Source organism: Eubacterium sp. BIOML-A2, from assembly GCF_009680135.1.
Taxonomy (GTDB): Bacteria; Bacillota; Clostridia; order Lachnospirales; family Lachnospiraceae; genus Faecalicatena; species Faecalicatena contortus_B.
This window is the reverse complement of the sequence record NZ_WKZK01000038.1, coordinates 17345-38189: the sequence shown is the minus strand read 5'-3', so window position 1 is coordinate 38189 and position 20845 is coordinate 17345. Positions and strand designations below refer to the sequence as shown.

The 20845-nt window shown below is 48.7% G+C and carries 20 protein-coding genes and 1 tRNA gene; 4 read left to right on the top strand and 17 right to left on the bottom strand.

Annotation, left to right across the window (positions count from 1 at the left end):
• Positions 1 to 9: 9 nt before the first annotated feature.
• From fabG to GKG43_RS13860, 5 genes are all read right to left on the bottom strand, one after another.
• On the bottom strand, positions 10 to 750 hold the full coding sequence (gene fabG / locus GKG43_RS13880; RefSeq protein WP_050641844.1) for a 3-oxoacyl-[acyl-carrier-protein] reductase: 741 nt from the start codon (positions 748 to 750) through the stop codon (positions 10 to 12).
• On the bottom strand, positions 744 to 1664 hold the full coding sequence (fabD, locus tag GKG43_RS13875) for an ACP S-malonyltransferase (protein WP_050641845.1): 921 nt from the start codon (positions 1662 to 1664) through the stop codon (positions 744 to 746). Before fabD ends, fabG begins: the two co-directional genes overlap by 7 nt.
• Positions 1657 to 2595: an enoyl-[acyl-carrier-protein] reductase FabK gene (fabK, locus tag GKG43_RS13870; RefSeq protein ID WP_050641846.1), complete on the bottom strand. Its 939-nt coding sequence runs from the start codon at positions 2593 to 2595 to the stop codon at positions 1657 to 1659. The genes fabD and fabK overlap by 8 nt, the downstream gene beginning before the upstream one ends.
• A gap of 27 nt (positions 2596 to 2622) precedes the next feature.
• A complete protein-coding gene (locus GKG43_RS13865) occupies positions 2623 to 2847 on the bottom strand; it encodes an acyl carrier protein (RefSeq protein WP_050641847.1) in 225 nt (74 codons plus the stop codon).
• Positions 2848 to 3030: 183 nt separating this feature from the next.
• The gene (locus GKG43_RS13860; protein ID WP_129879213.1) at positions 3031 to 3993 is read right to left on the bottom strand and encodes a beta-ketoacyl-ACP synthase III; all 963 of its coding nucleotides are present in this window, start codon (positions 3991 to 3993) and stop codon (positions 3031 to 3033) included.
• 150 nt (positions 3994 to 4143) lie between these two features.
• Here GKG43_RS13860 and GKG43_RS13855 point away from each other — a divergent pair, with 150 nt between their 5' ends.
• From GKG43_RS13855 to GKG43_RS13840, 4 genes are all read left to right on the top strand, one after another.
• Positions 4144 to 4332: a hypothetical protein gene (locus GKG43_RS13855; protein WP_129879212.1), complete on the top strand. Its 189-nt coding sequence runs from the start codon at positions 4144 to 4146 to the stop codon at positions 4330 to 4332.
• A 185-nt stretch (positions 4333 to 4517) separates the two neighbouring features.
• Positions 4518 to 4601 (top strand) — tRNA-Leu (locus GKG43_RS13850).
• 366 nt (positions 4602 to 4967) lie between these two features.
• On the top strand, positions 4968 to 5189 hold the full coding sequence (locus GKG43_RS13845) for a cation transporter (protein WP_025654625.1): 222 nt from the start codon (positions 4968 to 4970) through the stop codon (positions 5187 to 5189).
• Between the two features lie 466 nt (positions 5190 to 5655).
• The gene (locus GKG43_RS13840; RefSeq protein WP_025654624.1) at positions 5656 to 5880 is read left to right on the top strand and encodes a heavy-metal-associated domain-containing protein; all 225 of its coding nucleotides are present in this window, start codon (positions 5656 to 5658) and stop codon (positions 5878 to 5880) included.
• A 128-nt stretch (positions 5881 to 6008) separates the two neighbouring features.
• On the opposite strand, the gene GKG43_RS13835 is transcribed toward GKG43_RS13840, so the two are convergent.
• From GKG43_RS13835 to GKG43_RS13785, 12 genes are all read right to left on the bottom strand, one after another.
• On the bottom strand, positions 6009 to 7790 hold the full coding sequence (locus GKG43_RS13835; RefSeq protein ID WP_050641850.1) for an NADH-dependent [FeFe] hydrogenase, group A6: 1782 nt from the start codon (positions 7788 to 7790) through the stop codon (positions 6009 to 6011).
• Positions 7791 to 7830: 40 nt separating this feature from the next.
• Positions 7831 to 10959, bottom strand: a complete 3129-nt coding sequence (locus GKG43_RS13830) for an NADH-ubiquinone oxidoreductase-F iron-sulfur binding region domain-containing protein (protein ID WP_083486971.1) — start codon at positions 10957 to 10959, stop codon at positions 7831 to 7833.
• A gap of 4 nt (positions 10960 to 10963) precedes the next feature.
• Entirely contained in the window at positions 10964 to 11473 is a 510-nt protein-coding gene (locus GKG43_RS13825) for an NAD(P)H-dependent oxidoreductase subunit E (protein WP_129879211.1), read from the bottom strand.
• Between the two features lie 24 nt (positions 11474 to 11497).
• The gene (locus GKG43_RS23600; protein WP_279230115.1) at positions 11498 to 11626 is read right to left on the bottom strand and encodes a hypothetical protein; all 129 of its coding nucleotides are present in this window, start codon (positions 11624 to 11626) and stop codon (positions 11498 to 11500) included.
• Positions 11627 to 11843: 217 nt separating this feature from the next.
• Complete coding sequence (locus GKG43_RS13820) at positions 11844 to 12575, bottom strand: J domain-containing protein (RefSeq protein WP_055149860.1); 732 nt, start codon at positions 12573 to 12575, stop codon at positions 11844 to 11846.
• Between the two features lie 180 nt (positions 12576 to 12755).
• Positions 12756 to 13163: a hypothetical protein gene (locus GKG43_RS13815; protein WP_050641853.1), complete on the bottom strand. Its 408-nt coding sequence runs from the start codon at positions 13161 to 13163 to the stop codon at positions 12756 to 12758.
• Positions 13164 to 13448: 285 nt separating this feature from the next.
• A complete protein-coding gene (locus GKG43_RS13810; RefSeq protein WP_129879210.1) occupies positions 13449 to 14357 on the bottom strand; it encodes a DUF4340 domain-containing protein in 909 nt (302 codons plus the stop codon).
• 14 nt (positions 14358 to 14371) lie between these two features.
• A complete protein-coding gene (locus tag GKG43_RS13805) occupies positions 14372 to 15859 on the bottom strand; it encodes a GldG family protein (protein ID WP_129879209.1) in 1488 nt (495 codons plus the stop codon).
• A 12-nt stretch (positions 15860 to 15871) separates the two neighbouring features.
• A complete protein-coding gene (locus GKG43_RS13800) occupies positions 15872 to 16738 on the bottom strand; it encodes an ABC transporter permease subunit (RefSeq protein ID WP_129879208.1) in 867 nt (288 codons plus the stop codon).
• Positions 16722 to 17714, bottom strand: a complete 993-nt coding sequence (locus GKG43_RS13795; RefSeq protein ID WP_129879207.1) for an ABC transporter ATP-binding protein — start codon at positions 17712 to 17714, stop codon at positions 16722 to 16724. The genes GKG43_RS13800 and GKG43_RS13795 overlap by 17 nt, the downstream gene beginning before the upstream one ends.
• Before the next feature lie 342 nt (positions 17715 to 18056).
• Positions 18057 to 19991, bottom strand: coding sequence for a glycoside hydrolase family 32 protein (locus tag GKG43_RS13790; RefSeq protein ID WP_129879206.1), 1935 nt, complete (start codon positions 19989 to 19991; stop codon positions 18057 to 18059).
• Positions 19992 to 20024: 33 nt separating this feature from the next.
• Entirely contained in the window at positions 20025 to 20843 is an 819-nt protein-coding gene (locus tag GKG43_RS13785; RefSeq protein WP_243125856.1) for a carbohydrate ABC transporter permease, read from the bottom strand.
• Positions 20844 to 20845: the final 2 nt, after the last annotated feature.

Here is a 20845-nt window from a genome sequence, read left to right as displayed (position 1 = left end):
GATCTCCTTCTACATCGCCATTCCGCCGTCCACACACAGGACCTGCCCCGTGATATAACCGGCATTTTCAGAAGCCAGAAATGCAACCGCTTCCGCAATATCCTCCGGCTCCCCGAAACTCCCCAGAGGAATCTGCGCTGCAGCCCCCTCCTTTACTTTTTCAGAAAGTTCTGCCGTCATTTCCGTATTAATAAATCCCGGCGCAACCGCATTCACCGTCACGCCTCTGGATGCCAGCTCCCTGGCAGCGGCTTTCGTAAGCCCGATTACCCCTGCTTTTGAGGCGGAGTAATTCGCCTGCCCTGCATTTCCCATCACGCCTGAAACAGAGGATAGATTGATAATCCGGCCGCTTCTCTGCTTCATCATCTGCCTGGAGGCAAAACGAATACAGTGAAACGTACCTTTCAGATTCGTATCCAGCACCGCATCAAAATCATCCTCGGACATTCTCATCAGCAGTCCGTCACGCGTAATCCCTGCATTGTTGACCAGAATGTCAATCTGGCCGAACTTTGCAATGACTTCTTTTATAAACTTCTCACAGGCGCCAAAATCGGATACGTCGCACTGCATCGTCTCTGCCTTCCCGCCAGTCTTCTCTATCTCATCTTTTACTTCGTCTGCACGCCCCGCAGAGCCATTATAATTAATCACAACCACCGCGCCCTGAGAGGCTAGTTTCAGGGCTACAGCCCTTCCAATTCCTCTGGATGCACCAGTAACAACCGCTACTTTTCCTTCTAACATAATTCCTGAACCACCTTATCTACATCTTCCCACGTTCCTACATTATATACCTTTACATCTTTACTGATCTTTCTCATAAATCCAGCCAGCGTCCGGCCCGGCCCGATTTCTACAAACCGGTCAACGCCGTCCGCAATCATCGCCTCCACACTCTGCTGCCAGAGAACGGACGACGCAACCTGCTTTGCCAAAAGAGCCTTTGTCTGGCCAATATCACGAACATACGCTGCCGTTACATTTGTCACATAAGGGATCTGCATCGGATGCAGTTCAACATGCTCCAGCACCTCTGCCAGCTTCTTCCCTGCTTCCTCAAGCATAGGCGAATGGAATGGGCCGCTCACATTCAGCGGAAGCACGCGCTTTGCTCCGGCTTCTTTCAAAACCTCCGCCGCCTGATCCACGCTTTCCTTCCATCCGGTTATCACAATCTGTCCCGGACAATTATAATTTGCAACGCTGACTCCTGTCACACCTCCTAGTACCGCTTCAATATCGGATGCAGATAATCCAAGAACAGCCGCCATAGCGCCTTTTCCATCAGGAACCGCATTCTGCATAAGGATTCCCCGCTTGCGAACCGTGACAATAGCATCCTCTGCCGACATTCCGCCGGTTGCTGCTGCTGCACAGTATTCACCCAGACTTAGTCCCGCCGTCACATCGGGCTTAAGCCCCCGCTCTTCCAGTACCTTTTCCATAGCCAGGCAGACCGTAACCAGCGCCGCCTGGGTATATTCGGTCTGATCCAGCAGGTCATTTTCTTCAAAACACAGCGCTTTCATATCTATATCCAGCAATTCCGATGCCCGATCAATCAGCATCCTTGCCGTTTCACTTTGTTCATAAAAATCTTTCCCCATACCGGCCTTCTGTGCGCCCTGTCCGGGAAATATAAATGCCGTCTTACTCATAAAACCCTTTTCCTCCAATCAGGCCGTCTGTCTCTCTCACCAGCTTTTGAATCAGTTCCGTACAAGACAACTCTTCCTTCACCATGCCCGCAATCTGGCCGGACATTACACTGCCGTTTATCACATCGCCTTCCACAACCGCCTTGCGCAGCCCGCCCAGTGTCAGCAGTTCCAGCTCCTCAAAAGAGGCTCCCTCCTGTTCCTTCTGTAGGTAGGTCTTCGTCATCTGGTTTCGCAGGGCCCGCACCGGATGCCCGGTTGAACGGCCTGTAACCCGGGAATCGATATCCCTTGCCTTAATAATGCATTTTTTATAATTTTCATGAACAACAGATTCTTTCGTAACCACAAAATGAGTCCCCATCTGCACGGCCTGCGCACCCAGCATAAATGCCGCCGCAATTCCTCTGCCGTCCGCGATGCCGCCTGCGGCAATCACCGGGATACTCACCGCATCCGCAACCTGCGGAACTAAAACCATGGTGGTATTCTCACCAATGTGCCCGCCGGCTTCCGTACCTTCCGCTACCAGAGCATCCGCCCCGCAGCGTTCCATTCGTTTAGCAAGTGCAACAGAGGCAACGACCGGAATCACCTTAACCCCCGCCTCTTTCCACATCTTCATATATTTTTCAGGAGAACCGGCGCCTGTTGTAACGACTTTAACGCCTTCCTCCACAATCACTTCTGCCACTTCGTCCGCGTAAGGACTCATCAGCATAATATTTACGCCAAAAGGCTTCGTTGTAATCTTTTTGGCTTCCCTGATCTGTTCCCGTACCCAGTCTGCCGGCGCACTCGCCGCTCCAATCAGCCCAAGTCCGCCAGCTTCTGATACGGCGGCTGCAAGATGATGTTCAGCAACCCATGCCATTCCACCCTGGATAATCGGATATTCAATTCCTAATATTTCGGTTACTTTCGTCTTCATACTAACAACCTTTCTTTCAAGTACTTATTATTTGTGCGCTTCTAAATATTTTACAACGTCTCCGACTGTAGCGATCTGCTCCAGATCCTCAGATGGAATCTCCACATCAAATTCTTCCTCAAATGCCATCACAACTTCAAACAGATCCAGAGAGTCTGCTCCAAGGTCATCCTTGAATGAAGTTGCTTCTGTAATTGTGTTGCTGTCTGCTCCCAATGAATCTGCTACGATTTCTTTTACTTTTTCTAACATAGTTTTAAATTCCTTTCATGCTCTTTTCTTTATATTTATTATTTATTTATGTAATCCGGCCTGGTACATCGTAAAATAATGAACTGAACATTGATATTCAGCCTTATATCCAGCCGGAGATTACCCGTTTCAATTACCTGTTTCTAATTCCTGTTCTATAGAAAATTACCTGATATACCGCCTCTACCATTCCAGAAAGGCCGCTCCCCAGGAAAGCCCTGCCCCGAACCCCGACAGTACCAGCCTATCGCCCTTTTTGAGCGTTCCCTTCCGGTTCAACTCATCTAATAAGATGGGAATGCTGGCCGAGGATGTATTCCCATATTCCTGCATATTCATGGGAAATTTACTGATATCCTGTTTCAGCCTTTTCGCCACAGCCTCTACGATCCTCTGGTTTGCCTGGTGAAGAACAAAATAATCCACCTCATCCGCAGTGCGCCCCGCCCCGGACAAAACCTCCAGAACTGCCTCCGGCACCTTCTTAACTGCGAATTTAAACACGGCCTGGCCGTTCATTTTCATATAAGAGTCCGTGTCCTGTTCATCAGGTAACCGGTCCTTGCGGTGCCTGCTCATACACGTTAGCGCATTTCCTTTCCCCCCGTCAGAATGGGTAACCGGCTGATAAAGGGTGCCTTCTTCAGCTCTGAGCACGGCCGCCCCAGCCCCGTCCCCAAACAAAATACAGGTGCCTCTGTCTTTCCAGTTCACCGTATTCGATAAACTTTCCGCCCCAATCACCATGATCGTCCGGTACATCCCGGAAGCAATATAGGCCTGGGCTGTATTATACGCAAAAAGAAACCCCGTACATGCCGCATTCAAATCAAATCCGGCCGCATTGACAGCCCCCAGTTCCCGCTGCACCTCGCACGCCGTACAGGGAAGCAGAACCTCTGAAGTGAACGTCGATACCAGGATCAAATCCAGCTCCTTTGGATCCACGCCGCTGTCTTCCAGCGCTGCCCGGGACGCCTTCACAGCCATGGAAACAGTCGTGTCATCCTCAATAATATGCCGCCTCACAACACCGGTCCTCTCCCGTATCCATTCATCACTGGTATCGACCAGCCTGGCTAAATCATCGTTATCCAGAAAATGCTCCGGCACATAAGAACCTGTTCCACATATCTTTCCTATCATATTCTATCTCCATGTTTGAATTCGTAATTTTATTTTTATCCAAATACTTTTATCTTAAAATACTTTGATTATCAAAGTATAATAGCAAATAGCTTATTTGTCAAGAGGAATATTTGTAGGATGTAGGGAGAGCCGCCCTCAGAAATTACAATGCCGAACAATCGATTAAAAGATACAGTATTCGAAATTGTTGAAAACCAGCTGGCCTCTGATGTATACCCATTTGTAAAAGCTGCGGAAAGAGGTAAGTACTATAAATCCATTCTGGCAAATGCAGAAAACCCGGGCAGCCGGATCATTAATACTGAGGATGTGGCAGATCTGTTTGGGGTGCTGTGAGGAGGCTTTGCAATTTCACTGCACCTCCTCAAGTATCGGTGCAGGCCAATGAATCTCCTTGTCTTGAACAATGACTACAAACACCTTCTGAATTCAGAAAATTCATCTAAAATGCCTAAAGGTAAAGAATTTTAAAATAGGGGTTTACAAAGTCCGGTAGCTTATGATAGAATATCACTTGTCGAGCGGAAGTGGCGGAATGGCAGACGCGCTAGATTCAGGTTCTAGTGGGAGTTTATCCTGTGAGAGTTCAAGTCTCTTCTTCCGCATTGATTGAGAAGTGAGAAGTCTTAATATATTAAGGCTTCTCTTTTTTATGATATAGGAAATTCCTTTGGAATTTTCTATATCATAAAACTCCTCCGGGAGGATGCACGTATGCCAATGGACCTGCACATACTAATACGTATCTCTGTATGTTCAGCAGCAACTTGACCAAACACTACTACTAAAGGCCCATTGACGATATCTTTTGTTTTAAATATAATGAAACTATAAATTTATTGTAGCCAAAAACAGGTGAAAACAGGACATGAAAAAGGCCCAAAGCATGCATCGGCATAGCTTTGCTGCTCATAACAGAGGCGCTTCTTTCAACTGCCCCTGTTTCATCCCATACTAAGAGGAGGGAAACGATGAAAAAAATTTATGCCTTAGGAGATGTAACATGTTCACACTGCGCACAAGTGATGGAAACTAAAATGAGTGCCATTCCTGGCGTAACATCAGCAATGATTTCTTTTAAATTAAAAAAAGTAACTGTTAATATGGATGATGACAAAGAAGCAGAGGTTGAAAGCCAGGTTCTCAACTTAATAGAGAACCCTGTTTACTGTAAGACTTGTCCTAACAGATAATTCGGGCAGACCAAAGTAATTTCGTACAGTCATATAGAGAATGGCTGCGGACAGCTTACCATTCAATGTCCGCCATTCGTTGCACAGTTTGTTCATGGTTTATCAAGTATCTCCACTTGAATCGTTGTAGTTCTAAAACCAGTACTAGATTCCGGGTGCTCCGGAATCTTCTTGAAACAGCGCTGTATCGCTCAATACTCCTTTTATGGGTTTAAGCGGCACAACGCTGTTTTAAGATTGTTTAAATAATTCTACTACTAAAGGCCCATTGACAGCATTTTTTCTTTTCCATATAATGAAACTATAAGTATATTGTAGCCAAAAGGGTGGAAATAGGACGGAGAAAAAAGACCCCAGAGTGTACGCCGGCATAAGATATTTTCAGCTGCTTCATTGTTGTTCATGGAATCAGGCAATTCTTTCGTATGAGCCGAAAATCACCCAATCTCTAAGAGGAGGGAAAGAAATGAGAAAAGTATATACCTTAGACAACGTAACCTGTACACACTGCTCTCAAGTGACGGAAACACATATCAGCACCTTAACGGGAGTGAATAAAGCCGTAGCTTCATTCAAATTGAAGAAGATTACCGTTGATATGGACGATGACAAAGAAGAAGAGATTGAGCGTCAGATCCAAAAGATTCTTGCCGATCCATTTTACTGTAAGAATTGCCCTAACAGAGAATAACGACATGCAGCAGCGGTGTATCCCTCCATATCCCTTTACCGGGATGGATCGATACACCGCTGTTTTTGTTGATTCACCTCTCCCCCTATAGAGTTGGGAGAATCCTCACTAAACTTATTGAAACCGGCTCATTCTGCCAGCTGGTTATATTTTCCCCGCGGAACATAATGTGTATGCAGCAGATCATGAGCCTTATGTCCATTCGGATCTCCCAGAAATTCTGCATATAGTTTCATCAGATCCGGATTCTCATGGGACTTGCGCAGCACCTTGCGTTCATCCTCGCTGTACAGGGCCCGCGACCTCTTTTCACGATATCCCTCCTCACTGCACCGCGGCTGGCCGCCGCCGTTGATACAGCCGCCGGGACATCCCATCACCTCGATGAAGTGATATGGCGATGCACCATCCGCAACCTCCTGCATAAGTCTGGATGCCCCTGCCAGGCCGCTGGTCACTGCAATCTTCACCGTCACGCCCTGCAGATGCGCGTATTCCGGCAGCGTTTTCCCAATGGTGATCTCCGCCGTCTTCACCTGCTCAAGACCTACAATTGGCGTTACATGCAGTTTTTCAAAAGGCAGTTCTTCCCCGGTTACTACTTCATAAACCGTACGCAGAGCGGCTTCCATTACGCCTCCGGTCACACCGAATATATCAGCCGCGCCGGTCCCCAGCCCCATTGGAGCATCAAATTCTGCATCGGGCAGCTTTACGAAATCGATGCCTGCTTTCTTAATCATTCGCGCCAGTTCCCGTGTAGTCAGCACCGCATCTACGTCGCGTTTTCCTTCCACTTCCATCTCTGGCCGCTGAATCTCGTATTTCTTTGCCGTACAGGGCATAACCGAAACCACGAACATATCCTCGGGCTCTGTGCCCGTTTTCTCTGCATAGTAGGACTTCACTAATGCTCCCATCATGGTATGCGGGCTCTTACAGGTAGAGAGATGTCCCAGTGCCTCCGGGAACTGGTGCTCCACATGCTTGATCCAGCCCGGAGAGCAGCTTGTGATCATCGGAAGCACGGCTTCTTCGCCGGCCAGCGCCGCATTCAGGCGCCCCAGCAGCTCAGTCCCTTCCTCCAGGATCGTCAGATCCGCGGAGAATAAGGTATCGAATACGTCATCAAATCCTATATCGTGAAGGGCTGCGGCGATTTTACCTGTTACCGGAGTTCCACAGGGCAGGCCGAATTCCTCACCCAGAGCCGCACGCACGGCGGGAGCCACCTGAACCACCACCCGCTTCCTGGGATCGGCCAAGGCCTTCCAAACCGGTGTCAGGCCATCTGTCTCCTTGAGTGCTCCGGTGGGACAGACGATGGTGCACTGCCCGCACATCGCACAGGATGTGGAATTAAGCGGCAGCCCCATCGCCGGGCTGACCGTAGTCTCAAATCCCCTGTTCTGCGCCTGAATTGCCCCTACCTTTTGTATTCCCGCGCAGGCAGTCACACAGCGGCGGCACAGAATGCATTTGCTGGTATCACGGGTAATGGACGGGGATATGTCCACATGCCCCTCGGACACTGCGCCTTCAAAACGGCTTTCAGACACGTCCAGCTCATATCCGAGGGCCTGCAGCTCACAGCTCTGGTTACGGCTGCAATTCAGGCAGTCCTGTGAATGATTGGACAAAAGAAGTTCATACAGAACCTTCCTGGCCTCCAGAACCTTTGGAGAATGGGTTCGCACCTTCATGCCCTCTCTGGCCTTTACCATACAGGACGCCTGCAGGTTCTTCATCCCTTCCACTTCCACCACGCAGATACGGCAGGAACCGTACTGGTGGACATCTTTCATATGGCACAGGCTGGGCACGCGGATGCCGGAAGCCTCTGCCGCTTCCATGATGGTGGAGCCTTCCAATACCTCCACCGGCTTTCCATTTATTGTTAAATGTATCATATTAACCTCCTGGTCTCTGTCTTGTTATGGGTTCCCGCTGCTACCGCCTGTCGCAATGCAGACAGCGCAGGGACTCTGCCATAGCGTCCAGCTTGTGATATCCACAGTTTACTTCCCGGAAATTGCCGGTCCGTTCTTCCGGTTTCAGGCATCTGGTCGGGTAACGGTCATGGGGTTCGTTCACTTCCAGTTCGATTTCCGGAATGTCGAACTGCTGCCCCTTGTTCAATTCCCCTGTTCCGCCCAGGTACTGATCGATCTTCACGGCGGCCTGCTTGCCGTCGGCAATGGCCTGGATCACAACATTCTTGCCCCATGGGCTGACATCGCCTCCCGCAAATATGCCTTTCTCTGCAGTCTGTCTGGTATATTTATTGATCTCCAGTTTGCCGGTCTTATCCATCCCCACATTGGTCGTCCTGTAAACCTTGTGGTCCACATCCTGATTTATGGCAGTAACGACACCGTCACAATCGATGGTAAAGTTCGAACCCTGCAGCTGTTTGGTCAGCCTGCGCCCGTCGCTGCCAAATTCCGCTATACGGCGGCGGATCAGATGAACCCCAGTCACTTTGCCTTGTTCACCCACGAATTCCAGCGGGGACGCCAATGATATAATCTCAATGCCCTCTTCCCGTGCCTCTTCTACCTCTTCCCTGCCTGCAGGCATCTCCTGCTCTGTTCTGCGGTAGACTACGGTAACCTGCTCTGAGCCGAGGCGGACGGCGGTTCTCGCAACATCAATCGCCGTACTGCCCCCGCCGATAACAACAAGATGTTTCGGTACGGACAGGTCTTTCTTCAACCCAACGCGTTTCAGGAATCCGACGCCGCTTTCCACGCCTTCCAGTTCCTCGCCCGGGATATCGAGCAGACGGGAAGCCTGGGTCCCTGCCGCAATGTAAACAGCATCAGACTGGCTGCGCATATCATCAAAGCTCAAGTCTGTACCTATGCTGGTGTTCAGATGGATATGGACGCCGCTCTTTTCGATGGCATGGATCTCTTTCTCGAGAACCTGCTTAGGCAGCCGGTACTCGGGGATTCCCCAATATAAAACGCCGCCGGCCACGGATTCTGCTTCGTATATATGTACTTCATGCCCCAGGTTTGCCAGGTAATAGGCACAAGTCAGGCCAGACGGGCCGGCTCCGATGACGGATATTCTCTTTCCGGTAGACGGCAGCGGCTCCACCATCGGGATATTATAATCATCCCGAAGCGCGTAATCCCCGATAAATCTTTTTACAGAACAAATAGCAACAGGCTCATCCACCTGCGCCCTTCGGCAGTGATCCTCACACGGATGGGTGCAGACACGCCCGCACACAGCCGGGAATGGATTATCCTGCCGGATCAGACGGTAGGCATCGTCGGTCCGCCCTGCTGCCAGCAGAGAAAGGTAACCCGGAATATAAACATTTGCCGGACATGCATTTCGGCACGGTGAGGTCTGAAGTTCCGCACAGACACCTGCCGCGCAGTGTTTATCATAAATGTGGGATTCATATTCCCCACGGAAATATTTTAAAGTGGAAAGTACCGGGTTAGGAGCTGTCTGCCCAAGGCCGCACATGGCAGTCTGTTTGATCGTCTCCGCCAGTTCCTCTAAAAGCTCCAGGTCTTCCGGACGGCCATCCCCTTCCGTTATCCCTTCCAGAAGCTCCAGCATGCGGCGGGTGCCGTTACGGCAGGGGAGACATTTGCCGCAGGATTCATCACAGATAAAATCCATGAAATACCGGGCCGTATCTACCATACACGTATCTTCGTTCATGACGACCAGACCGCCGGACCCCATGATCGCCCCAAGCTCCGCCAGGGACTCATAATCCACCGGGGTATTCAAATGCGCCCTGGTGAGACAGCCGCCGGAAGGCCCGCCTGACTGAATGGCCTTGAACTGCTTGCCCCCTATGATACCGCCGCCAATCTTATAGATGATATCCCCCAGAATCGTGCCCATAGGAACTTCAATGATCCCGGCGTTAACGATGTCTCCTGCCAGGGCAAACACCTTCGTTCCGGCGCTCAGATCCGTACCGATTTTTCGATACCAGCTGGAGCCGTTCAGGATAATAGGCGCCACATTAGCCAGCGTCTCCACATTATTGATGATCGTCGGGCTTTCAAACAGGCCCTTTTCAAACGGGAACGGCGGTTTCTGGCTTGGCTCTCCCCTCCTGCCCTCAATAGAGGCCAATAGGGAAGTCTCTTCGCCGCACACAAATGCACCCGCCCCTATGCGGATCTCTACGTCAAAATCAAAACCGCTGCCCATGATGTTTTTGCCCAGAATACCGGCCGCCCTGGCCTGGTCGATGGCATCGCCCAGCCTCTTTACCGCGATGGGATATTCTGCGCGCACATAAATATAGCCTTTTGATGCTCCGATCGCGTATCCACCCAGCATCATACCTTCGATGACGCTGTGGGGATCCCCTTCCAGGAGGCTCCGGTCCATGAATGCCCCGGGATCCCCTTCATCCGCGTTGCAGACCATGAATTTGCGTCCGTCCGGCGACTGGGCCTTCATTCCTGCCTCCCATTTTACGCCGGTTGGGAAGCCCGCGCCTCCGCGCCCTCTCAGGCCGGAGTTTTTCACGACCGCGACCACCTCTTCCCGGCTCATGCCGCTCAATACCTTTGCAAGCGCCCCATACCCATCCCTGGATATATAGGCCGCCAGAGAAGAGAACTCCATCCTTCCGCAGTTTCTCAGGGCAATGCGGACCTGGCCCTCAAAGAAGCCGATATCTTTCATCAACGGTACATGGATCCCCATGTCGTCATCAAAGTATGTATACTCCTCGCATACCTCATCATTCATCAGATGCCTGAACACAATATGATCCACCTTTTCCGGATCCATCTCGGTATAGAATACTCCGTCAGGCTCAACCAGGATCACCGGTCCCAGAGAACAGGTTCCCATACAGCCGGTGACCAGGACCTCTATCTCGTCCTCCAGCTGATAATTGGCCAGCGACTCGTGAAGCGCGTCTTTTACTTCCTGACAGTGGGAGGAGATACAGCCCGCGCCTCCGCACACCAGAACCTGGCGTCTGTACTTTCTCCGCTGCGCCAGGTAATCTCCTTTGATCACGCGGAGATCCATCTGGTCCCTTACCACCAGGGTTTCCCTGGATGTCTCATTTATTACAGCCATAGTTTTACTCCTCCTCATAGTAGCGTTGCAGTATCTGTTCCAGTTTGTCGGGGTTTACTTGTTTGTAGACCTGATCGTCTATGGACATGGCCGGCGCCAGCCCGCAGGAACCGATACAGCGGGCCACTTCAAACGTGAATATCCTGTCCTTTGTGGTCTCCCCAATCTCTACACCCAGAATCTCCCTCAGCCTCTCCACAATCTTTTTACCGCCCCTTACATAGCAGGCCGTGCCGAGACAGACACGTATAGTGTGCTTACCTCTTGGCTGGGTGGCAAAGAAGGAGTAAAATGTAACGACCCCTGACACCTCGGCCAAAGGTATATCCAGGCCGTCCGCTATGACTTCCTGCACCTCCAGCGGCAGATAGCCATAGATTCCCTGTGCCATGTGGAGAACCTGGATCAGGCTCCCTTCCTTCCCTTTGTACTCCGCTGTCAATTCCGCGATCCGCTCCAGCAGAGCTGTCTCACTGTGGGCACAGCCACAGCATCCTTGTGTGTATTCACCCATCAATTAGTGCCTCCTTTTACTTTTTTATTGTGAAAAAACATACAAAGTAAAAGCGGGAACTGCCTGAATGGCAGCTCCCGCTGATTGATTACCTGTATGTTTTTTACATCCTGAATCCTGTTTTCCTGTTTTTTTATGTATATACTGGTCCATATGATATGACTCCTCCCTGTTTCTGGCATTTTCCCCTAAAAATCAGGAACGATAAGCTTGTTATTAATTGTACAAATTCAAGCGAATTGTCTGAAAGTTTTTGTTATGGTACCGATCATATCACAACCAGTTTGTCTCTGTCAAGATGCAATCGCAAAATTCATAGTATGACAAAGAATTGACAGACAACAAAAACTGCTATCCAAAGAGGCACTCCCTATATATATCTGCCCCCATATCCGCCTCCGCCGCAGCACAGCCCGCTGCCACCGCAGCACAGATTACAGAGCAGATTTGCAATACAGAGTTTCATGCACAAATCGCTGCCGCCCGCCCCCGGATATCCATACACGCTCTGCCGCTGCTGATACCAGGAACCGCCGCCCTGCAGGCGCTGCAGCAGCATCTGGTACTGCATATTCTCCGGCTCCAGCCTTACGGCTTCCTTCGCATGTTCCAGTGCAGTGACATTGCTGCCCATCCCCGAATTTGCCGATGCGCTGTAAAAATACCACAGGGCGCTCCTGTCATGGATCCCGTTCAGGACATGGAGCGCCTCTTCATATCGGCCGGCCTGCAGGTAATTGGCCGCCGCCTTCAGGTGTATATCTGTCTCGCTGTTTCCCCCCGAACGCTGTTCCTGCCCGCCGTAGGGGCCATAGCCCCCAAAACCGCCAAAGCCGCCGAAACCTCCATATCCGCCATATCCCCCATAGCTTCCGGTATTCCCATAACCGCCTGTACCTCCGGTATATCCGTGTTCGCGTTCATCCATAATCTGCTGATAGGCCTGCTGTACTTCTTTAAACCTGGTTTCCGCCTCATCACGCATGGGGTTGTTGATATTCGCATCGGGATGGTACTTTCTGCTCAGCGTCCGGTATGCTTTTTTTATCTCTTCATCGGCTGCATCCCTTGACACACCCAACACTTTATACGGATCATTCATCGTCTTCCATTCTCCTCACCATCTCTGTCCCTAACCTTCTAAACGTAACAATTCAGACGGACCTGAACTGTTACGTTTCCTCTCTTTTTTCCGAGAGTTCTCATACCAGAAAAAGAGGCCTGCCGGCAGCACACCGGTCTGCCTCCAGCACCGCTTTTTCTCCTTATCCTGCATCCTCAATCAGCTGTTTTTAATAAAGGTCTGACTGCACTTCGGACAGCGCACCTCGATCTTTCCCTTCCCCTTTGGCACCCTGATCTTCTGTCCGCAGCCAGGGCATTTATAAATATGGTGCGTTTTTCTCTGCTTCCATATAGCTTTCTGATTCCGGAAAAAGCCGCGTATCTTACTCGTCTTTGCCAGAAATGCCTGATTCTCTGCATACCGTTTTGTCACATTCTTTGAAAACATCCGGAAATAGCAGTAGATAATCAGGACCCAGCCCAGTGCATATAAGATAAGACGGACTCTGTCTCCTCCGATTACAGAAGAGATTAACACCACCGCCAGACCCACTATAAGCAGGAACTTCGAAAATGTATCGACTCCGTATCTTCCCTGCATGAAACGTATCAGTTTTTCTTTCATGTTTTACCATCCTCACTTTTATTCCTGCGGCAGCAAGCGGAAATCAGGACTGCCTGTTTCCGGCGTCTTCCCCTGGGCCGTCCCGCTTCCCTCTGTGCTGCTGAATTGATGCCCCGCAGCCATCTGCAGGGTAATGAACTACATGTGAAATATTCTCCTCTGTTTTCTCTGAATTGTCAAGAAATGTCTTATAAAATAAATATAAAATTTACTTGCAAAGGCAACAGTTCAGACCTGCCTGAACTGCTGCGTGCAAAGTGGGCAGGCCCACTTTGTCCCTGCCCATTACTTTTCATTTAAGATATTTTTGCAGATCTCATCTGAGATCAGGTATACAATCCTGGAATCATTCAGCATGACATAGCGGTTTCCCTCACCATCTTCTTTTCCAATATAAAGCGTAAGCGTCTGTTCCTCATCGTCCTGCGTATAGACGGCCTTCACAGTGATTCCTGACGCTTCATCCAGGCCAAATCCGGCCAGGTCTTCCTCCTCCACGGAATAATCCGCGGCCTTGCTCAGGGTGACAGCTCCCAGTCCGCCGGCAGCCGTTGCAATGGCTTCTGTATCGTCATTATTTTCCGAATCATAGGTGGTCTCGCTGCCATCTCTTGTTACGACAACTTTCTTCAGATTGCCGCTTCCAATATTGGGATAGGTATCCAGCTGCGCCATGTCCTCCAGTGAATACTGCAGGTCAGATATGGAAGTGCCGCTCACCGTGTACACCTTTCCCGTATCCCCCACAGTGGCATAATAGTTATCTCCCACAGCATTTCCGTAATAAACAGCGGTCTCTTTTCCGTCTTTTCCGGTCAGCACAACCGTGTATACCGGATCTTTTAACCCATAGTCCTCCAGCGAATCCCCGTCTTTCAGCTCCCGCTCTGCCTTCAGTCTGGCAAAATCAGAGGCCATTTGTTCCGGGTAGCTCTGTGCCAGCGGGAAATCCCGGTCATCGGCATTGTACCACGTACCGTCCTCCTTTACAAAATGAAATTCTCCGCTGCCTGCATCATACTGAATGCTTGTAATTTCGTCTATATCAGTCACGTATACCGTTTCCGCTTCTGTTTTTGCTTCCTTCTTTTCTTCCTGCTTCTTATTCCACCTTTGCATCCCAAGATAGGCAATCAAAAGAACCAGCAGAAGGCAGAGCAGCAAAAGGAAGGATTTCTTCTTTTTTTTCTCCATCTTCATCCGCCCTCCTATGCTTTTCTTCTCTTAAACCATACTGCAAATCCACCGATCAGAATCAGCAGCGGGATACCGAATATTACGAGCAGGCTGAATAGTCCTGCATGCTGCACGGTATTATATTCCGTGGCAAGGCTCTTTGGTTCAATTGAGATATTCTGTACGCCGTCAAAATTGCTGCTTACGGCATTCATAAATAACGTCGTATTCTCAAGCTGCGTGAAGGTATCTGTGATCTGGGAATCGATCAGGCTTCCCGCCGTGATTACGGTCAATCGGCTTTCTTTCGCGCTCTCCTTAGCAGTGTCTGATGTGTCTTTGCTTTGCGTATCGTCCTCTGCTGCTTCAGTAGCTTCGTCTTTATTCTCATCCTTGGTGTCGGCACTGATCTGCTCTGTGGCAACCGCCCCCAGTGTATACGTGCCCTGCGTCTGGCTGTCTTCCGTGACCGCATAGGCGCTGTCCGTCGTTGTCATAAAAGAGCTGGAACTAATGGTATCTCTCTCGGCATCTACCAGGTTCAGGCCCCGGGTATTGGTGACAAGCACCATCTGCGAAGACATGCCTTTCGCCAGATCTCCTGACAATGTAAGCGTCGGGAATATATAGTAATAATTGCCCTGGTAACATCTCTGGGGATCGGCAATATACCCATCGGCTTCTTCCATGCCGTATTCCTTCATGATGGAGGCAATATTCGGAAGCGCTGAAGTGCTGGTATCTCCCAGGAGAATCATCACTTTCCCGCCTGACGAAAGGAATTGCTGCATTGCTGCTTTTTCATCGTCTGTCAAATCCGTGGCCGGCGCGTACATAAGCAGAAGATCGCAGTCTTCGGGTATGGATGCCTGCATCACCAGATTCAGTTCTTCAATCTTGTAATTATTTTTGTCCATTAACTCTGTAATTGAGTTTGATAATGTGGCCTCACCGTGCCCCGTTGTTCTGTATATTTTTTTATTTACATCACTGGTCACGTAATTCACCGCACTGGTCAGCTGGCCTTCGCCGTCGAATTCGGATTCCGATACACTGCCCGTATAATAATAGGAGGAGGTATCCATGACCACAATATCGTCAAATGAAACAGTTGTGCTCTTGCCCGTATCCGCACATTCTACCACGATCGTATTCGCGCTGGTCTCGTACTCCGTTAACGCAGACGGATGGAGTACGGGGTCAATCCACTCCACAGAAATATATTTGGACAAAGCTGCATATTTGCTTAAAAATGTTTTAATCCGGTCGTCCGCCTTGTCTTTCTCTGCCAAAACCGTAAACCTTATTTTATGGTTCAGATCCTTCAGGAGCTCCCGGCTGGTATCCGTGATCTCGTAGATCTTTGTGCTGCTGACATCGATATTCCTGTATTTCTCGGGGATCTGTCCGAATATCATATTGGCTACTATTACGATTGCGACCACGATCACGGTAATCCCCACGCTGTAGGTTCCGTTTTTTGTTCCCGCTGTATGAAATAAATTTTTTATTTTCTGCAATTTCCGGCCCTCCTAACTCCAGCGTCTTTTCTGAATTGCCTGTACTGTCAGGAAAATAAACACTACAATTACAGACAAATACAGAACTATGCCGCTGATATCTACTATGCTGTTCGACGTGATATCCGTAAAAACATTTGCAAGCGCAAGGTTTCCAAGGAACTTCGTCAGAATGTTCTCGAACAGGCTGGATTTTACAATATACGTGACTACACAGGCCGCAATCCCAATGAGTTCAATCCCTCCGCTGATAAACCAGTTGCCCGTCATCTGCTGAATATAGGCAGCTACAATGGTCAGAAGTATGATAATCCCCACAGCGCCGCTGATAGCTGAACTTGGAAGGAAAGACAGGATGCCGTCCCACAGATACAGAACGAGCAGAACCCCGAATGTGGTGATAAAGGCAATGATCTGGCTCTCTGTCAGTGAGGACAAAAACATCCCGATCGCAATATATACGCATCCGAGAAGGAAAAATACCACAATAGATATATAATCCACCTTCAGATATGCGGTTCCCTGCATTTTAATAATCAAAGGGAATAAACACAAGATCAGGTTCGGCACTGCCAGCACGGAAACCATCGCAAGGTATTTTCCCATCACAACCTGGCGCAGGCTAACCGGCGCGGTCAAAAGCAGCTGGTCTGTCTTGTTTCTCCGCTCCTCCGAAAAGCTTTTCATTGTGATCAGCGGTATCCCTACAAGAAAAACAATCAGTACGCCGGAAAGCGTGTAGGAGAAGTAGGGGTATCCCGCATTCAGGTTGTAAGCCATAAAATAAATTCCCGCAAATGCTACAAGGAACGCTATAAAGACACATCCAATCATGGACTGAAAATAGGACTTCAGTTCTCTCTTATAAATCGCCAGCATCTGTCCCCGCCTCCTCTCTCTTTGCAGACAGCAGTTTCGAGCCTGTTTCCCCCTGTGTCAGTTCCAGGAAGATCTCCTCCAGACTTGCACGGTTCGTATTCAGCATAAGAAGAGGACAGCCTGCCCCGGCAAATGCAAAGAATACCTGTTCCCGGATATCTTTGTTGTCTTTTACTTCCAATACTGCATATGTTGTCCCGTCCGCTCTCTTTTCTGTTTTCATGCCGGTGATATCCCTGATCGGATTCAATATGTCACGCAGATTCGAAGGTTCTGTTTTCGCCAGGATCTCGACGGACTCCGCTTCATCCATCAAATGCTCCAGATTATCCGGCGTATCGCTGGCAACAAGCCTGCCCTTCGAAATGATCATAATGTAGTCGCATACCTCTCTGACCTCGGCCAGTATATGCGAACTCAGGATAACCGTATGATCCTTCGCCAGTTTCCGGATCAGCTCCCTGATCTCAATAATCTGTTTCGGATCCAGCCCCACGGTGGGCTCATCAAGTATAATAATGTCCGGAAATCCCAGCATGGCCTGGGCCAGCCCAACTCTCTGCCGGTATCCTTTTGACAGGTTGCGGATCAGCCGGCCTCTGACATCCATCAATTTTGCAAGCTTGATTACCTCTTCCACTGAGGATTCCCGTTTGTCTTTGGCGATTCCCTTCAGCTCCGCTGCAAAATCCAGATACTCCTGCACCGTCATTTCCATGTACAGCGGCGGGAGCTCCGGAAGATACCCTATGTGCTTCTTCGCTTCTTCCGGTTCCTTTAGAATGTCGTGTCCGTTAATCATCACCTCGCCTTCCGTTGCTCCAAGGTACCCGGTCATGATATTCATGGTCGTCGATTTTCCTGCTCCGTTGGGGCCCAAAAAGCCATAGATCTTCCCTTTTTCAATCTTGAAATTCAGGTGGTCTATGGCCAGATGGTTTCCGTATTTTTTTACTAAGTTTTTTACCTCAATCAATTCCTTACCTCCCTGGTCTGATAATTTGCGCCGGCTTTGGAGTGCGGCTGATGATTTATGTCCCCAGATGGCTGATCCGCTTACCGCGGATGCAAACCGGTCAGGAGCGTCCGACAAATCATCAAGCATACTCTGGATAAGACGGCCTATATGAAACAGCTGTGTGCTCCACATAAAGATAAAATTAACAGAAGGTTGTGACGGATTTGTGTTTGAAATGTGGAATTTTTGAGGTAAATTCTTACAATAGGCGTTGCTGTTCAGACCGTGCTGTGCACGCCCGCAGGGTGTGCACAGTAACCAATAGGCAAAGCAATTGCCACTCCTGTCAGATCAAGAGCGCTAACTATTTGTAATTTCAATATTGTTAAATAATGCATTTGTTTCGCTCACACACAGCCCCAAAGCACCTCCAGTATACTCATTTAGCTTTTCCTTAAACAATTCTACTCCGTCAATGTATACTTTAAGGTTCCCTCCTTTCATTTCGACACAAATGAGGTAAGTCCGCTCCGTATTAATTATAACCGCCGCCTTACCAATTTGGATTTTATCATAAAACAAGATCATCTCTTTCTTTTCAGCATCAAACACCACCCTGTATCCTATACCCATTTCATTTATTCCGAATGCCAGGCCGGCGCTTTTTCCACTCTGATAGGATGTAATCTTCAGCCTTGATTGCACCCGAAACTCATGGGATTTTTCTGTTGTTGCCACTAGTCCATCTGCAGCACAACAGCCTTCAAAGCCTTGTACTGTGTTCATCCACTTCCCATCAAAAACGTTTTCGAACAAGTCGGATTCGCTTTTCTTGTCCGGCCAGACAGAAGACAGATTGTAACAACGGCCGCTAACCAGCCTCAGCGGAGAATTGCCAGCCGCTAACCTCACCCGCAGCCTGGGATCTCCCCCAAAGAACAAGTTTGTCATAACTACCGAACCGTCCCCGGCGAACAGCTCTATCTGCGATGAATCAACCAATATATGTAATTTTAGTATCTCATCCTCAAGCTTGAACGGGGCTTTGAATCTGCCCCTGAAATGCTCTATGTGATACTGATTACAATTCGTCCGGTCAAAGATGATCTTTTCCTCTCTGCGATCATAAACAATTTTAATGAGATCCCTGCCGCTATCCCCAATCATGAGTTCCATTACAGCATGACTGCCTTTAAATGCAAGCTCACAAATGATCTCAAACTGATTCCCCTCAACAGGCAATTCCAATGTACTGTCAGGAAATATGTCACAAGGTGTAATCTCATGCCTTTGATTCCTTAATTGCCGGATTTCTTCTGCGGGCCTCTGAATGATACGGATTTCATCCTGCTTTTTTACTAATCTTAACTCTCTGACCGAGGAAAACTGCCCCTTAAAAAGAGACGTGGGTAATTCATCCCGGTAAAGCCAATTATCGGCCCAGCCAATCATTAATCTCCGGCCGTCATCCGGCAGAATGTCGTTCCAGGTTACCCCTGCATAAAAGTCTTTGCCATAATCCAGCCAGGATATTTTTTCCGGCGGACCATCATTTATAAAACTTTTTCCGTCAAACTCCCCTATAAAATACTGCATTCCCGTTCCCCCCGCAGGTGCCCCGCTATTTACACTGACCAGTAAAACCCATTTATTTTCGTCCGGGCAATTTTCGATTGGCATCCGGAACAAATCCGGACATTCCCATACTCCCTGATGCGATCCTTCCCCTGAACCAAACTCGCCTGTAAACTCCCATTCAATCAGATTGGCAGAGCGATAAAACTCAACATGGTCTCCACATGCTACTACCATAATCCAGGCATTTTTTTCTTCAAACCAAAACACCTTCGGATCACGGAAATCCTTTTTCCCCTTCGATGTTAACACCGGATTTTGCTCATACTTTATCCATGTCCGTCCCCGGTCTCTGCTATATGCCAATCCCTGGCTTTGTTGTGAATCTACATGCTCATTATAAGTAAATAATGCAGCAATCACCTTTTCTTTTCCATACTGCAGCCCACTCGTATTTTTCCAGTCAACAACAGCACTTCCTGACCATATCTGGCCAATCGGATCCGGAGCCAATGCGGCAGGAAGATGCATCCAATGCACAAGATCGCGGCTCACGGCATGCCCCCAATGAATATGATTGTTGATATTATACTGATGCATTAAATGATACTCCCCCTCATAATAAAACAGACCATTGGGGTCATTGATAACATGCGATTCAGCCGAATAGTGAAAACCCGGACGGTACAGATCTTTAAAATATTTTTTTCTTTTTAACATAACTTATTCATCCTTTTTTTAACACTTGTTTTTTTATCCCTTGACTCCGCCGGAGCTCAAGCCCTTCACAAATTGATTCTGGAACAGCACAAAAATGATAACTACCGGCGCCAGCCCTATCATTGCCCCGGCTGCCAGCAGATTATAATCGGCTCCATATGTCTGAAAAAAAGTAGAAATCGCTAATGGAATTGTATGGTAATTTTGATTTTGCAGGAAGAACACTGACTGCCCGTAATTGTTCCATATACCAACTCCCTGCATTATAACAACCGTAGCTGTGATTGGCTTTAACAATGGAAATGTCACTTTCCAAAATGCCGCAAATCTGGAACACCCGTCAATAATTGCTGCTTCCTCAATGGATTCACTCATAGAGCTGATAAACCCCTCATATAAAAATACCGAAAACGGCAGGCTTTGACATGCCAAGAGCAAAATCATTGCCCAATGTGTATTAATCCCATTAATCCTTTTCATAATGGAGTATAGCGGAACTGTATTAATGATTCCCGGAACCATCATACTGAGGATCATTACATTAAATATGATACGGTTAATCTTACTTTTACTTCTTGCCGCCGCATACCCTCCGCTGGCCGCGCAGAAAATTAAAACAACGACTGCCCCGCCGGTAATAATGAACGAATTCCGCATGGCCCGGCCCATATTGGCAGCCTTCCATGCATTGGCAAAGTTCTCAAAATTGAGTGCCCACGGAAACCACTCTTCTGCAAAGCTGCTGCCGGCGCCGCTTAAACTCAGATAAAACATGATATAAAATGGAATCAGAAATACGATAATAATCGCTGCTATCCCCAAACCAGATGACAATTTTTTAATTACTTTCACAG